The sequence below is a fragment of the Enterovirga sp. genome (assembly GCF_028290205.1).
GTDB lineage: Bacteria > Pseudomonadota > Alphaproteobacteria > Rhizobiales > Beijerinckiaceae > Enterovirga.
In genome coordinates this window covers 1-12,199 of sequence record NZ_JAQGKF010000092.1, presented here as the reverse complement: position 1 = coordinate 12,199, position 12,199 = coordinate 1, and the positions used below count along the sequence as shown (strand labels likewise).

The window sequence follows — 12,199 nt, the reverse complement described above, 5'->3', positions numbered from 1 at the left end:
CGAAGGCGGCCAGCGGGTCGGCGGCCTCGGCGAGCGACAGCCGCAGGCGGGGCCGGGTCTCGTCCAGCAGGCGCTGCTGGCGCGGCCGCAGCGGATGGCCGCGGCGGCGGCCGTAGAGGCGGTCCGGGATGCCTTCGGCGAGCGGCGGGCGGTCGGCAGTCATCGGGGATTCCACACAAAAAAAGGGGGTGGCATGGCGCCACCCCCCAAGTCCAGCCGCGAGGCCAGGGTCAGCGGTTGAAGGCGCGCTTCAGCTCGTCCACCAAGTCGGTCTTCTCCCAGGTGAAGGTGCCCTTCTCCGGGTCCGGCGTGCGGCCGAAATGGCCATAGGCGCTGGTGATGCCGTAGATCGGGCGGTTCAGGTGCAGGTGCTCGCGGATGCCGCGCGGCGAGAGGTTCACCAGCCCGTCCATCACCTTGGCCAGCTTCACCTCGTCCACGTCGTGGCCGGTGCCGTGCAGGTCGAAGTAGACCGACAGCGGCTTGGCCACGCCGATGGCATAGGAGACCTGGATGGTGCATTTCTCGGCCAGGCCCGCGGCGACGACGTTCTTCGCCACGTAGCGCGCGGCATAGGCGGCCGAACGATCGACCTTGGTCGGGTCCTTGCCGGAGAAGGCGCCGCCGCCATGCGGGGCCGCCCCGCCATAGGTGTCCACGATGATCTTGCGGCCGGTGAGGCCGCAATCGCCGTCCGGCCCGCCGATCACGAACTTGCCGGTGGGGTTCACGTGCCACACGGTTTCGGCCGAGATCCAGCCCTCCGGCAGGGCCTTGCGGATATAGGGCTCGACGATGCCGCGCACGTCCTCGGAGGTGAGGTCGGCGTCGAGGTGCTGGGTCGAGAGCACGATCTGGGTCGCCGCGACCGGCGTGCCGTTCTCGTACCGAACCGTGACCTGGCTCTTGGCGTCGGGGCCAAGCTGGGCGGCGGCGCCGGATTTGCGCGCCTCGGTCAGGAGGCGGAGAATCTTGTGGGAATAGAGGATCGGGGCCGGCATCAGCTCCGCCGTTTCCCGGCAGGCGTAGCCGAACATGATGCCCTGATCGCCCGCGCCCTCATCCTTGTTGCCGGCCGCATCCACGCCCTGCGCGATGTCGGCCGATTGGGGATGCAGCAGCACCTCGATCTGGGCGGTCTTCCAGTGGAAGCCCTCCTGCTCGTAGCCGATGTCCTTGATCGCCTTGCGGGTGATCTCGGTGATCGCGGCCTCGTCGATGCTCTTGGGCCCGCGGTATTCGCCCGCGATCACCACCCGGTTGGTGGTCGCCAGGGTCTCGCACGCCGCCCGGATCGTCCAGGGGTCGAGGCCTTCCTGCTGTCCGGCCCGGTAGAATGCGTCCACCACCTCGTCGGAGATGCGATCACAGACCTTGTCCGGGTGCCCTTCGGACACCGATTCGCTCGTGAACAGATAGTTCTGACGCGTCACGCCTCGGCTCCCGGAATGTGAGTAGGGCGTCCGCATGCGCAGTTCGGCGGACGCGGGCATGTGCCACCCTGGAACCGCCCGGTCAAGCGAACGGCAATCCGTTACTCCGAACGAACCTCCGGCTCTGCCTCCAGCGCGACCGCGAGTTCGACCAGCTTGCGGCGGACCTTGGGAGAGCCAATGCGCTGGAATGCGCGCAGGAGCTTGAGGCCTTCGGCATTCATCAGGTCGGCGGAATAGCCATGCGAGCTGTCTTCCGAGAACCCGGACTTGCCGTTCTCGAAGCCAGGCGATCCGGGCGCGCCGTCGTAGAAAAAGTCGATACCGACGCCCAGGATGCCGGCCAGGTGCTGCAAGCGGCTGGCGCTGATCCGGTTCGTGCCTTTTTCGTATTTCTGGACCTGCTGGAACGTGAGCCCGAGAGCGTCGCCGAGCTTTTCCTGGCTCATCCCGATCAGCATGCGCCGCATGCGGACACGCCCACCAACATGCCGGTCAACGTCGTTGGCGGCCTTCTTCATTGGCTAAAAACTCCGTCTGACGCACGCTGGAAGGTAAGTACCCAACTCCCTGTGCGACAAGCGTGGCCATTCCGTAAAGAGCAAGCATCAAAATGAGCAGCACGTTCCCGAAGCGGATTTGTGGCGGCGGTGGAGCCGCCGCCGGCAGACCGGAATCCAGAACGCCCTCCTGCCCCAGGGGGAGAGACCCCCAAACGCGGCCGTAGGGGTCGATAACTGCCGAAATTCCAGTATTGGCGGCGCGGACCAGGGGGAGCCCCGTTTCCACGCTCCTGAGCCGCGCTTGAGCCAGGTGCTGGTAGGGGCCCGGCGTGCGACCGAACCAGCCGTCGTTGGTGACGTTGAGAATCAGGCCGGGCCGGGGCCCTTCCGGCAACACCTCGTCCGGAAAAATGGCCTCGTAGCACACGCTGCCGGCGACCAGAGGCAGACCTTCAATCCGCATGGGCGCGCGTCGCTCGCCCGGCGTGAAGCCGCCCGGAATGTGGACGAACTCACGGATGCCGATGCTGCGCAGCATGCTGTCGAGCAGGTGCGGCACGTATTCCCCGAACGGCACGAGGTGAACCTTGTCATAGGTCGCCGTGACGGCTCCGTCCGAGGAGATGGCCTGGATGGAGTTGTAGAACCGCCCGCCACGCTCACCCGGGACCTGCTCCTGACGGGCGGCTCCGGTCAGGAGCACGGCCCCCGGGGGCAGGGCCTCGGCGATCTGGGCCAGGGCATTGGGCTCCCTGTGCAGCAGGAACGGGAAGGCCGATTCCGGCCAGACCAGATGGGTGACGTCGGCAAGGCCACTCGTCTGCGGCGAGGTGGGCCTGTCGCTCAGCGCCAGGTAGCCGCTCAGAATGGCGCCGCCCTGGGCGGGCCGGAACTTGGCGTCCTGCGTGAGGTTCGGCTGCATCAGCCGGAGTTTCACGCCGGCCACCGGCTCGACCTCGCTGCCCTCCAGACGGAGGGCCCCGAACGCGGCCATCAGCAGCAGCAGGCAGGAGGCGGCCGCGGGCGGGCCGAAGCGCGCCGCCCTGCGGTCCTCCGTGCCGAGCGTCGCAGGGGTGGCCAGCAGCAGCGTGGCGATCGCGGTCAGGCCCCAGAGCCCGACCAGCGAGGCCGTCTGCATCAGCCAAAGGTTCTGGCCGAGCGCCAGGCCGAACACGTTCCAGGGAAAGCCCGTGAACAGGTGGCCACGCAGCCATTCGGACAGGGTCAGGCCGAGGGCCAGCCCGAACAGCCGGGCTGGGCCGGGCGACCACAGCAGGCGGGCCAGGGCGAAGCCCAGCGCCGGAAACACGGCCAGCACCGCGGGCAGGCCGAGCACGCCGGCCGGCAGCAGCCAGGCGAACACGTCGGCCTCCACCAGGAACGCCGCCCCGATCCACCACAGGCCGGCCGCGTGGTAGCCGAACCCCCACCACCACCCGGCGACCGCGGCCCGCCGCAGGGTGGCGCCGCGGCGGTCCCGTGCGGAGCCCGTGCCGTCGAGGAGCCACACGGCGGCCGTCAGCGAGACCGCGAGAGCGGGCCACAGGCCGAGGGGCGGCATGGCCAGCGCCCCGACCGCCCCGGCCCCGGCCGCCACCAGCGCCCGGCGCCACCCCGACAGGAGGATGACGCGGTCGGCCAGGGAGCGGATCAACCGCGCGCGCCTCGCTCCGCGTGAGCGGTCGCGGCAGCCGCGGCCTGCTCGGCGGCCGCCCCGCCCGGCCCGCGACGGTGGATCCGAACCCGCTTCAGACGGCGGGGATCGGCGTCCAGCACCTCGAATTCCAGCCCGTCGGGGCCGGCGATGATCTCGCCGCGCGAGGGCACCCGGCCGACCCGGGTCACGATGAAGCCCCCGAGCGTGTCCACGCCCTCGGGCGCCTCGGCGCCGGCCAGATCCTGGCCGAGCGCGTCCGAGACCTCCTCGAGGCTGGCCCGGGCATCGGCCACCAGCGAGCCGCTCTCCTCCAGGGCCACCATGTGCTCGACTTCGTCGTGCTCGTCCTCGATGTCGCCGACCACCATCTCGACGAGGTCTTCGATCGAGACGAGACCGTCCGTGCCGCCGTATTCGTCGATCACCAGCGCCATATGCGTGTGCTGGGCCTGCATCCGGCCCAGGAGGTCGATGGCCGGCATGGAGCGGGGCACAAACAGCACGGGCCGCAGGATGCCGGCATCGGACAGCGTCGCCCCGAGATCGACATGGCCCAGGTCCACGGGCGCGGGTTCGGGGCCGAGTGCATCGGGTGCGGGCCGCGATGCCCCGGCGGTGGTGATATGGTCCAGGAAGTCGCGGATGTGGACCATGCCGACCGGTTCGTCGAGCGTCTCGCGATAGGCCGGCAGGCGGGAATGGCCGGCGGTGCGGAAGATTTGCAGCACCTGACCGAGCGTCATGTCGACGGCGACGGCCAGGATGTCGGCCCGGGGCACCATCACGTCGCTGACGCGGATGCGGTGGAATCCGAGCACGTTTTTCAGCATCAGCCGCTCGCGCGGCGACAGGTCGGCCGCCTCGGTCGCGTCCGACAGGACCTCTTCCAGGTCGTCCCGCATCGACTCGCGGGGCCGGTGGCCGAAGCGCCCGAGCAGGCGTTCGAGCCACCCTTCGCGAGGACCGTCCGGCTCGGCCGGGCGTGGCTCGCCGCGTTCGTCGCTCATGGCTGCAGAACGGCCTCCGGCGAACCGCTCCGATAGGGATCCGGAACACCGAGCCCGGCCAGGGCCGCGGTCTCGAGCCCCTCCATGGCGCCCGCCTCCTCGTCCGTGCCGTGGTCGTGCCCGAGCAGATGCAGCAGGCCGTGCACCACGAGATGAGCCGTGTGGTGCCGAACCGGCTTGCCCTCCTGGCCGGCCTCGGCAGCCACCGTTTCCCAGGCGAGCGCCACGTCGCCGAGATGGCGCGGGCTGCCCGGCATGGCGGGGGCCGGAAAGGACAGGACGTTGGTGGCCTTGTCCTGGCCGCGCCAGGCCCGGTTCAACTCCCGGACGGCCTCATCGTCCGTCAGCAGGAGGGTGGCGGCCAGCGCCTCGGCAGCTTCCGGGCCGGGATGGGCCGCCACGGCAGCGGCGGCGGCCTCGCGGCACAGGGCCTCCACGCCGTCGATCTCCGTCCAGCCCCCGGCCTCGATCTCGATCTCGAGATGGATCACGGCGTCGGGGCTCCGGGCGTGGGGCGGGAATGGGTGTCGTAGGCCGTCACGATGCGGCGGACGAGGTCGTGCCGGACCACGTCGACGTCCCGGAACTGGACCCGGGCCACGCCTTCGACGCCGTCCAGAATCCGCAGCGCCTCCGTGAGCCCCGACCTCTGGCCGGCCGGCAGGTCGATCTGGCTCGGATCGCCGTTGACGATCATGCGCGACCCCTCACCGAGCCGGGTCAGGAACATCTTCATCTGCATGGAGGTGGTATTCTGGGCTTCGTCGAGAAGGACCACGGCATTGGTCAGGGTGCGGCCGCGCATGAAGGCGAGGGGGGCCACCTCGATCATGCCGGTCTGGAGCCCGCGCTCCACGTGGCGCGCCTCCATGAAATCGTGCAGCGCGTCGTAGATCGGCCGCAGATAGGGATCGACCTTGTCGCGCATGTCGCCCGGAAGGAAGCCCAGCCGCTCGCCCGCTTCCACGGCCGGCCGCGACAGGATCAGACGCTCCGCCTGCCCGGCTTCCAGCAGGGCCACGGCGAAGCCGACCGCGAGCCAGGTCTTGCCCGTTCCGGCGGGCCCGTCCGCGAAGACGAGTTCGTTCTGGCGCAGCGCCCGCAGGTAGGAATCCTGCGCCGCGTTGCGGGCCCGGACCGGGCCGCGCTTGCGGGTGCTGATCTGTTCGAAGCGGCTCCGGTCCGGAGCCGAGGGCGGCGCCTCGGGCTGCGGAAACAGCGAGCCCTGGAGCGCGCTCTCCTGGATGGCGCCGTCCACGTCGCCGAGGGTCACGGCCCCTTCCAGGCGGACGCGCTCGTACAGGCTCTCCAGCACGCGGCGCGTGCGGGCCGCGAGTTCGGGCGTGGCCCGGACCACGATGCGGTTCCCGAGGGCGTTCAGCACCACGCCGAGCCGGCGCTCGATATGGGCGAGGTTCTGGTCGTAATGGCCGAAGACGAGGCCGGCAGCCCGGTTGTCGTCGAAGGTGAGCGTGACCTCATCCATCTCGCCTGACGGCTGGGCGCCGTCCGGGGCTTCGGGGCCGGTCGCGACAGGGTCGGGACGCCCCTCGCGCAGGGGCTGGGAGCCGGCGGGCCGCAGGGTGGTGCGTCTCACGCGGCCGCCGTCATCTGGCCGGAGAGCGAGTCCACACCGCGGGCGGCGGGACGGGCCGACAGGCTATTTGGCCCAGCCTCCGTGACCAGCACCGGCACGACGTCGCCGATGCGCGCGTCGAGGCCGTCCACATGGACGGCCTGGAGATAGGGCGAGCGGCCGCCGAGCTGGCCGGGGTGGCGCCCCGGCTTCTCGATCAGAAGGTCCAGGTGCCGGCCGATCGTGGCGCGATTGAAGCGCTGCCGGTCGGCTTCGACTTGCGCGTGCAGCCGGGCCAGGCGCTCCGTTTTGACGGCCTCGGCGACCTGACCGGGCCGCTCCTCGGCCGGCGTGCCGGGCCGGGGGCTGTATTTGAAGGAATAGGCCGACGCGAAGCCGATCTCGGCCGCGAGCCGGAGGGTCGCCTCGAACTCGGCCTCTGTCTCGCCCGGGAAGCCGACGATGAAATCCGAGGACAGCGCGATGTCCGGGCGTGCGGCCCGGATCCGGTCGATCAGCCGGCGATAGCCGTCGGCGCTGTGGCGCCGGTTCATGGCCGCCAGGACGCGGTCGGCCCCCGCCTGAATCGGGAGGTGCAGGAAGGGCATCAGGGCCGGAACGTCCCGGTGCGCGGCGATGAGGTCGTCCGCCATGTCGTTGGGATGGCTGGTGGTGTAGCGCAGCCGCACCAGACCGGGCAGCCCCGCCAGCCGCTCGATCAGCCCGGCGAGCGTGGCCGGGCGGCCGCCCTCGTCGAGCCCGTGATAGGCGTTCACGTTCTGGCCGAGCAGGGTGATCTCGCGCACGCCGCCGTCCAGCAGCCGCCGGGCCTCGTCCAGCACCGCCGAAACCGGGCGCGACACCTCGGCGCCGCGGGTATAGGGCACCACGCAGAAGGTGCAGAACTTGTCGCAGCCCTCCTGCACCGTCAGGAAGGCGGAGACGCCGCGCGATCGTCCGACCGAGACGGCCGGCAGGCCCGCGAACTTGCCGGCGCCCGGCGGGAACTCGGTGTCGACCGCCGGCCCGCCCCGCCGCGCCTCGCGCAGCAGCTCGGGCAGCCGGTGGTAACTCTGCGGCCCGACCACGGCATCCACGGCCGGCTGGCGGCGGATGATCTCGCGGCCCTCGGCCTGGGCCACGCAGCCCGCGACGACGATTTCGCCAGGCTCACGGCCGGCGGCCAGGCGCTCGGCCTTGAGGGCGCGCAGCCGGCCGAGCTCGGAATAGACCTTTTCGGCCGCCTTCTCGCGGATGTGGCAGGTGTTCAGGATGACGAGATCGGCGGTGTCGGCGGTGGCCGCCTCGCCGTAGCCCTCGGCCGCCATGACGTCGCTGATCCGAGCGGCGTCATAGACGTTCATCTGGCAGCCATAAGACTTCACGAAAACGGTTTTCACGAACGGCGGCGCCTAGTCCCGGAGCTTGGATCGGCGCTCTGTCTACGACAGCGCCGGCCGCAAGAGAATAGGCGGGGCCGCCGCCGGTACGGCTGCGACGTTGCGGACAGCCTGCAGGGCCGCCCGGACCGAGGCCTCGGCGGCGGCGGTGGCGCGCTTGCGGTCGGTCGCCGCATCGAACGGAATCGGCTCGCCCCAGACCACGGTGACGTCGATCGGGCCATGCCGGACGAAGCCGGAAAGATGAGGCTTCAGGTCCATGTCGCCGTACCAGGCGATGTCCGGCATGTCGCGCCGCGACACCGGCAGGCCGTTGCGGGCCGTGTAGGCGATGGCGAGCGGCTGCAGGCAGATCGCTTCCAAGGTCGGGTCGGCGAGCGCCGCCCGGGCGGCGCCCACGAGCGATGACCGGAAGGGCAGGAGCCGGAGGCCGTCGCCGGTGGTGCCTTCGGGAAAGAGCACGATGGCGTCCCCGGCCGCGAGCCGCCCGGCCACCAGCGCGTTGACCTCCGCGGTCGCCACCTTGCGGCTCCGGTCCAGGAAGATGCAGCGCTGCAGCCGCGATAGCCCGCCCACCACCGGCCAGGCCGAGATCTCCTGCTTGGCGATGAAGGAGAGGGGGCGCAGGCTGGCGATCACCGGCACGTCGAGCCAGGACACGTGATTGGCGAGCACCAACGTCGGGCCCGCGGGGGGCTCGCCCCGCACGGTGACCCGGATGCCGAAGACCCGGAGAAAGAGCCGGTGAAACAGGACCGGGAGCCGGCCCGCGAGCCGCCCCGTGCCGCGCGTCGCGGCGAGCTGGACGGGCGCCAGCGCCAGAAAGACCAGGCAGAGGAGGCCGAGCCGCCAGGCGAGACCGGGCAATGTCACCGGGCGGGGCCGCTCGGGAAACCGGGATCCGAGCCGGACAGGATTCGGGTCATCGACATGGCGGTGGCGCGGGTCCCGTCCGGCCGCGCGTAATAGCCCGGCCGGACGCCGCTCTGAACGAAGCCGAACCGGCGGTAGAGCGCCAGGGCCGGCAGGTTGCCGTCCTCCACTTCCAGGTGGATGCGCGCGATCCCGGCATGGGCCAAGGCTTGGATGTGGTAGGCCAGCAGGGTGCCGGAATGGCCGCGCCCACGGGCCGGCCGGGCCAGCGCCACGCTCAGCACCTCGGCCTCGTCCAGCACGGTGCGGGACACCGCGAACCCGGCCGGATCGCGTTCGCGGCCCAGGAACAGCCCGTCGGCCCGGATGGCCCGGTCCAGCAGAAAACGCTCGAAATCCTCGGTGCTCCAGGGACGGGCAAAGGCGCCGGCATGGATCTCGGCGAGACGGGGCGCGTGGTCGACCGACACGGGCCCGACGCGGGCCTGGCCGTGCCCCGCCCGGAAGCGGTCGAGCCAGCTCACTGCCGCGGCAGCCGATACCCGTCCTGAGGTCGGGCATCCGGCGAGGCGAGATAGAGCGGCCGCGGCACGGCTTCGTCCGGATCGGCGGCCGCCCCGAGCCGCGCCACCCACAGGAGTTCGGGATCGGGGGGCGCGGGGTGAACGCGGGCGTCGAGGCCGACCGACAAGGCCTCCGTCACGACGGCGGCCGCCGCTGAACCGACCGCGGTGACCGGTCCCGAACCGAGCGCGCGGACGACCTCGCGCAGCGTCAGGACCGAGGGCGGGATGATGATGCGGCCGGAGGCGCCGATCGCCTGGGCGTAGACGCGGCCGCCGCGGGCATCGATCGCCGCGACCACGATCCCAGGCGGGGGCGGCTCGGCGTCGAGCAGCGGCGCCATCAGGGCCGACAGGGTGCTGACCCCGACCACCGGGCAGGGCACCGCCAGACCCACCGCGCGGGCGGCCGCGATCCCGATGCGTAATCCCGTGAAACTGCCCGGCCCGATCGTGACCACGACGAGGTCGAGGCGGGAAAAGCCTCCCTCCGTTCGGGACATCACGCGGTCAAGAAGCGGCAGCAGCGCCTCCGCATGCCCGCGCTCCATGCGGATCGATTCAGCCGCCAGAGGCGCCGGGTCGTCGCCCTCCAGCACGCAGGCTCCGCACTGTCCGAGCGCGGTATCGATCGCGAGAACCCGCATCGTGCTCTGGCCCGGTCAGACGGCTTCGACCTCCTGCACGGCGGGCACGAAGTGGCGCAGCAGGTTTTGGATGCCGTGCTTCAGCGTCGCCGTGGAGGACGGGCACCCCGCGCAGGAGCCCTTCATGTTGAGGTAGACCACGCCGTCGCGAAAGCCCCGAAACGTGATGTCGCCGCCGTCGCCGGCCACCGCGGGCCGCACGCGCGTCTCGAGCAGGTCCTTGATGGTCGTGACCGTGTCCTGGTCGGCCGGGTCGAAGAACTCGTCCGCGTCCGTCTCGGCCTGGGCCCCGCCTTCGGCCAGAACCGGAGCACCGGAGACGAAATGCTCCATGATCTCGCCCAGGATGGCCGGCTTCAGCTGCTCCCATTCGCCGGTCCGCTTGGTGACCGTGATGAAGTCATAGCCCAGGAACACGCCGGCCACGCTCGGCATGCCGAGCAGCCGGGAGGCGAGCGGCGAGCCGGCGGCGGCCTCCGCATCCTGCGCGTCGAAGGTCCCGGTTGGCAGGACGACGCGGCCCGGAAGGAACTTCAGCGTGGCCGGGTTCGGGGTGGCTTCGGTCTGGATGAACATCGGACGCTCCTCGGGGCGCAGGTCGCGCGATCTCACGGCGGCCCATAGCATGGCTGACCCTGGATGTGTGGACGGGGAGCCGGGAAACCAAGCCGCGTCAGCCGGCCAGCGCCTCGATCTCCTCGTCGGCCAGGTTGCCGGGAACGATCACGATCGGGATGGGGAAGGTGGAGGAGCCCTTGCCGGCGATGGTGGTGACGAGGGGGCCCGGCCCCGAGCTGTCGGTCGCCGCCGCGAGCACCAGGAACGAGATGTCCTCGTCCTCGTCGATCAGCGCCGTGATCGCCTCGGCGCTCTCGCCCTCCCGCATCACCCGCTCGGGATCGACACCGGCCGCGGCCCTGGCCAGCGCCGCCGCCGCGTCCAGAAGCCGGGCCGCGGTTTCCTCGGCCTCGGCCCGGATCACGTCGCCGACGCCCAGCCACTCGAATCCCTCGGGCGGGGCGACCACGCCGAGCACCACCATGTTCGCCCCGGTTCGGGCGGAGCGCCGGGCCGCAAAATGCACCGCCCGCCCGCTCTCGGGCGATCCGTCTGCGATCACCAGGAATTTCGGCCGGTGGCCGGTTTCAAAGGATCGTCGCTTCGCTCGCGTCATCCAAGCCCGCTCCGCCGCCCGGCGAGCATGGCGAGATGCCGCGGCGGCGGCAAGCCGGTGCGGTTTGGCGAGGTCGGGGCTTGAACCCAGGGCCGGAACAGGCGATTTGACAGGATCGTGGGCGCCTCCTAACGGGCCCCCTCCCCCATTTCCCCCTCTTCAAGGTTCCACCGTGGCCAGACCAGAGCTCGGCACCAAGCGCGTGTGCCCGACCACGGGGCGCAAGTTCTACGACTTGAACCGCGACCCCATCGTCTCTCCCTACACGGGCGAAAGCCTGCCGCGGGCGAGCTTCGATCCTCCGCCTTCCCTCAGGGGCGGAGCGCGCGGGCGCGCCGTGCCCGAGGACGAGGAGGCGTCGGTGGTGCCGGCCGGACCGGAGACCGTGTCCCTCGAAGAGGTCGGCGCGGCCGAGGAGGAGAGCGCGGACGTGGCCGAGGACGAGGCCGTGCTGGCCGAGGAGGGCGGCGCTGACGATACGTTCCTCGAGGAAGAGGAAGAGGAAGAAGGCGGCGACGTCGCGGCCCTGATCGACGGCGACCTCGAGGACGACGAGGAAAGCTGATCAATCTGACGTCGGGGAGGGTTGAACCCCTCCTCGGGCCTCTCTATAGAGGCGCTTCGCCGTTGCGAGACGGCCCGCCGCGGACCCCAAGGCCGCGTGCGTGGGACGGGGCCATAGCTCAGTTGGGAGAGCGCGTGAATGGCATTCACGAGGTCAGCGGTTCGATCCCGCTTGGCTCCACCACCCTTCCAGCTTGATCTCCTGACCCGCTAGCTCACGATCCGCGCGCTTCACGTTCGCGCGCCCGACTGGCACAAGGCGGCACCAGCGCCGGCCCCCGGCGGCGGCCCAGGTCTGTCCAATGATCATCTTTCCCATGGCGGGCCGCTCCCGGCGCTTCACCGAGGCCGGCTACGACGTCCCGAAATACATGCTGCCCCTCGGCGGCCTCACAGCCTTTGACCATGCCGTCGGCGGCTTCCGGCGCTACTTCGCCTCCGAGCCTTTCCTGTTCGTCGCTCGCGCGGTCGAGGGGCTCGATGTCGCCGGATTCGTGCGCGCGAGGGTGCTGGAGCTCGGCATCGCCGACCCAAGGCTGGTCGTGCTCCCCCGCGACACCGCCGGGCAGGCCGAAACCGTCGAGCACGGCCTCGATTCGGCAGAGGTGCCCGGGCAGGAGCCGATCACCATCTTCAACATCGACACCTTCCGGCCCGGCTTCACCCGGGCGGCGGTCGCGGCCCGGCCGGGTTCGTCAGGCTACCTGGAGGTGTTCCGAGGGGAGGGTGCGAACTGGTCCTATGTGCGGCCGGCGCCAGGGGAGGCCGATCTCGTGGCCGAGACCGCCGAGAAGCGCCCGAT

13 protein-coding genes, 1 tRNA gene and 1 pseudogene are annotated in these 12,199 nt (G+C 71.0%); 3 read left to right on the top strand and 12 right to left on the bottom strand.

The genetic code is table 11. The features are described from left to right. Nucleotides 1-230: 230 nt before the first annotated feature. The 12 genes from metK to JWR86_RS06160 form a co-directional block, all read right to left on the bottom strand. Nucleotides 231-1,433: a methionine adenosyltransferase gene (gene metK / locus JWR86_RS06215; RefSeq protein ID WP_299562294.1), complete on the bottom strand. Its 1,203-nt coding sequence runs from the start codon at nucleotides 1,431-1,433 to the stop codon at nucleotides 231-233. A 101-nt stretch (nucleotides 1,434-1,534) separates the two neighbouring features. Then, the gene (locus JWR86_RS06210; RefSeq protein ID WP_299562291.1) at nucleotides 1,535-1,954 is read right to left on the bottom strand and encodes a helix-turn-helix transcriptional regulator; all 420 of its coding nucleotides are present in this window, start codon (nucleotides 1,952-1,954) and stop codon (nucleotides 1,535-1,537) included. Continuing rightward, the gene (gene lnt / locus JWR86_RS06205; RefSeq protein ID WP_299562302.1) at nucleotides 1,929-3,587 is read right to left on the bottom strand and encodes an apolipoprotein N-acyltransferase; all 1,659 of its coding nucleotides are present in this window, start codon (nucleotides 3,585-3,587) and stop codon (nucleotides 1,929-1,931) included. The genes JWR86_RS06210 and lnt overlap by 26 nt, the downstream gene beginning before the upstream one ends. Continuing rightward, nucleotides 3,587-4,600 carry a hemolysin family protein gene (locus JWR86_RS06200; RefSeq protein WP_299562288.1) on the bottom strand — a complete coding sequence of 338 codons (1,014 nt, stop codon included), beginning with the start codon at nucleotides 4,598-4,600 and terminating at the stop codon, nucleotides 3,587-3,589. Before JWR86_RS06200 ends, lnt begins: the two co-directional genes overlap by 1 nt. Beyond that, entirely contained in the window at nucleotides 4,597-5,091 is a 495-nt protein-coding gene (gene ybeY / locus JWR86_RS06195; protein ID WP_299562285.1) for an rRNA maturation RNase YbeY, read from the bottom strand. The genes JWR86_RS06200 and ybeY overlap by 4 nt, the downstream gene beginning before the upstream one ends. Beyond that, nucleotides 5,088-6,086 (bottom strand): PhoH family protein, encoded by a 999-nt coding sequence (locus tag JWR86_RS06190; RefSeq protein WP_299562299.1) that lies wholly within the window; start codon nucleotides 6,084-6,086, stop codon nucleotides 5,088-5,090. Before JWR86_RS06190 ends, ybeY begins: the two co-directional genes overlap by 4 nt. A gap of 107 nt (nucleotides 6,087-6,193) precedes the next feature. Then, complete coding sequence (gene miaB, locus JWR86_RS06185) at nucleotides 6,194-7,576, bottom strand: tRNA (N6-isopentenyl adenosine(37)-C2)-methylthiotransferase MiaB (protein ID WP_299562282.1); 1,383 nt, start codon at nucleotides 7,574-7,576, stop codon at nucleotides 6,194-6,196. Between the two features lie 42 nt (nucleotides 7,577-7,618). After that, a complete protein-coding gene (locus JWR86_RS06180; RefSeq protein ID WP_299562296.1) occupies nucleotides 7,619-8,392 on the bottom strand; it encodes a lysophospholipid acyltransferase family protein in 774 nt (257 codons plus the stop codon). 53 nt (nucleotides 8,393-8,445) lie between these two features. Beyond that, nucleotides 8,446-8,973: a GNAT family N-acetyltransferase gene (locus tag JWR86_RS06175; protein ID WP_299562279.1), complete on the bottom strand. Its 528-nt coding sequence runs from the start codon at nucleotides 8,971-8,973 to the stop codon at nucleotides 8,446-8,448. Beyond that, nucleotides 8,970-9,659, bottom strand: a complete 690-nt coding sequence (gene tsaB, locus JWR86_RS06170) for a tRNA (adenosine(37)-N6)-threonylcarbamoyltransferase complex dimerization subunit type 1 TsaB (RefSeq protein WP_299562275.1) — start codon at nucleotides 9,657-9,659, stop codon at nucleotides 8,970-8,972. The genes JWR86_RS06175 and tsaB overlap by 4 nt, the downstream gene beginning before the upstream one ends. A 15-nt stretch (nucleotides 9,660-9,674) precedes the next feature. Continuing rightward, the gene (locus JWR86_RS06165; protein ID WP_299562272.1) at nucleotides 9,675-10,235 is read right to left on the bottom strand and encodes a NifU family protein; all 561 of its coding nucleotides are present in this window, start codon (nucleotides 10,233-10,235) and stop codon (nucleotides 9,675-9,677) included. 97 nt (nucleotides 10,236-10,332) lie between these two features. Further along, complete coding sequence (locus tag JWR86_RS06160; RefSeq protein ID WP_299562269.1) at nucleotides 10,333-10,833, bottom strand: universal stress protein; 501 nt, start codon at nucleotides 10,831-10,833, stop codon at nucleotides 10,333-10,335. A 172-nt stretch (nucleotides 10,834-11,005) separates the two neighbouring features. Between JWR86_RS06160 and JWR86_RS06155 the strand changes: the two genes are divergently transcribed. The 3 genes and pseudogenes from JWR86_RS06155 to JWR86_RS06145 form a co-directional block, all read left to right on the top strand. Next, complete coding sequence (locus tag JWR86_RS06155; protein ID WP_299562266.1) at nucleotides 11,006-11,398, top strand: TIGR02300 family protein; 393 nt, start codon at nucleotides 11,006-11,008, stop codon at nucleotides 11,396-11,398. A 107-nt stretch (nucleotides 11,399-11,505) separates the two neighbouring features. Then, nucleotides 11,506-11,581, top strand: a tRNA-Ala gene (locus JWR86_RS06150). Nucleotides 11,582-11,699: 118 nt separating this feature from the next. Next, nucleotides 11,700-12,199 (top strand): annotated as a pseudogene (locus JWR86_RS06145) (NTP transferase domain-containing protein); the annotation flags it as partial.

What these genes read in the sequence shown, in the direction of transcription:
- JWR86_RS06210 (WP_299562291.1), bottom strand. Translation starts at nt 1,954, where the DNA reads ATGAAGAAGGCCGCCAACGACGTTGACCGGCATGTTGGTGGGCGTGTC.
- JWR86_RS06200 (WP_299562288.1), bottom strand. Translation starts at nt 4,600, where the DNA reads ATGAGCGACGAACGCGGCGAGCCACGCCCGGCCGAGCCGGACGGTCCT.
- JWR86_RS06190 (WP_299562299.1), bottom strand. Translation starts at nt 6,086, where the DNA reads ATGGATGAGGTCACGCTCACCTTCGACGACAACCGGGCTGCCGGCCTC.
- tsaB (WP_299562275.1), bottom strand. Translation starts at nt 9,659, where the DNA reads ATGCGGGTTCTCGCGATCGATACCGCGCTCGGACAGTGCGGAGCCTGC.
- JWR86_RS06165 (WP_299562272.1), bottom strand. Translation starts at nt 10,235, where the DNA reads ATGTTCATCCAGACCGAAGCCACCCCGAACCCGGCCACGCTGAAGTTC.
- JWR86_RS06160 (WP_299562269.1), bottom strand. Translation starts at nt 10,833, where the DNA reads ATGACGCGAGCGAAGCGACGATCCTTTGAAACCGGCCACCGGCCGAAA.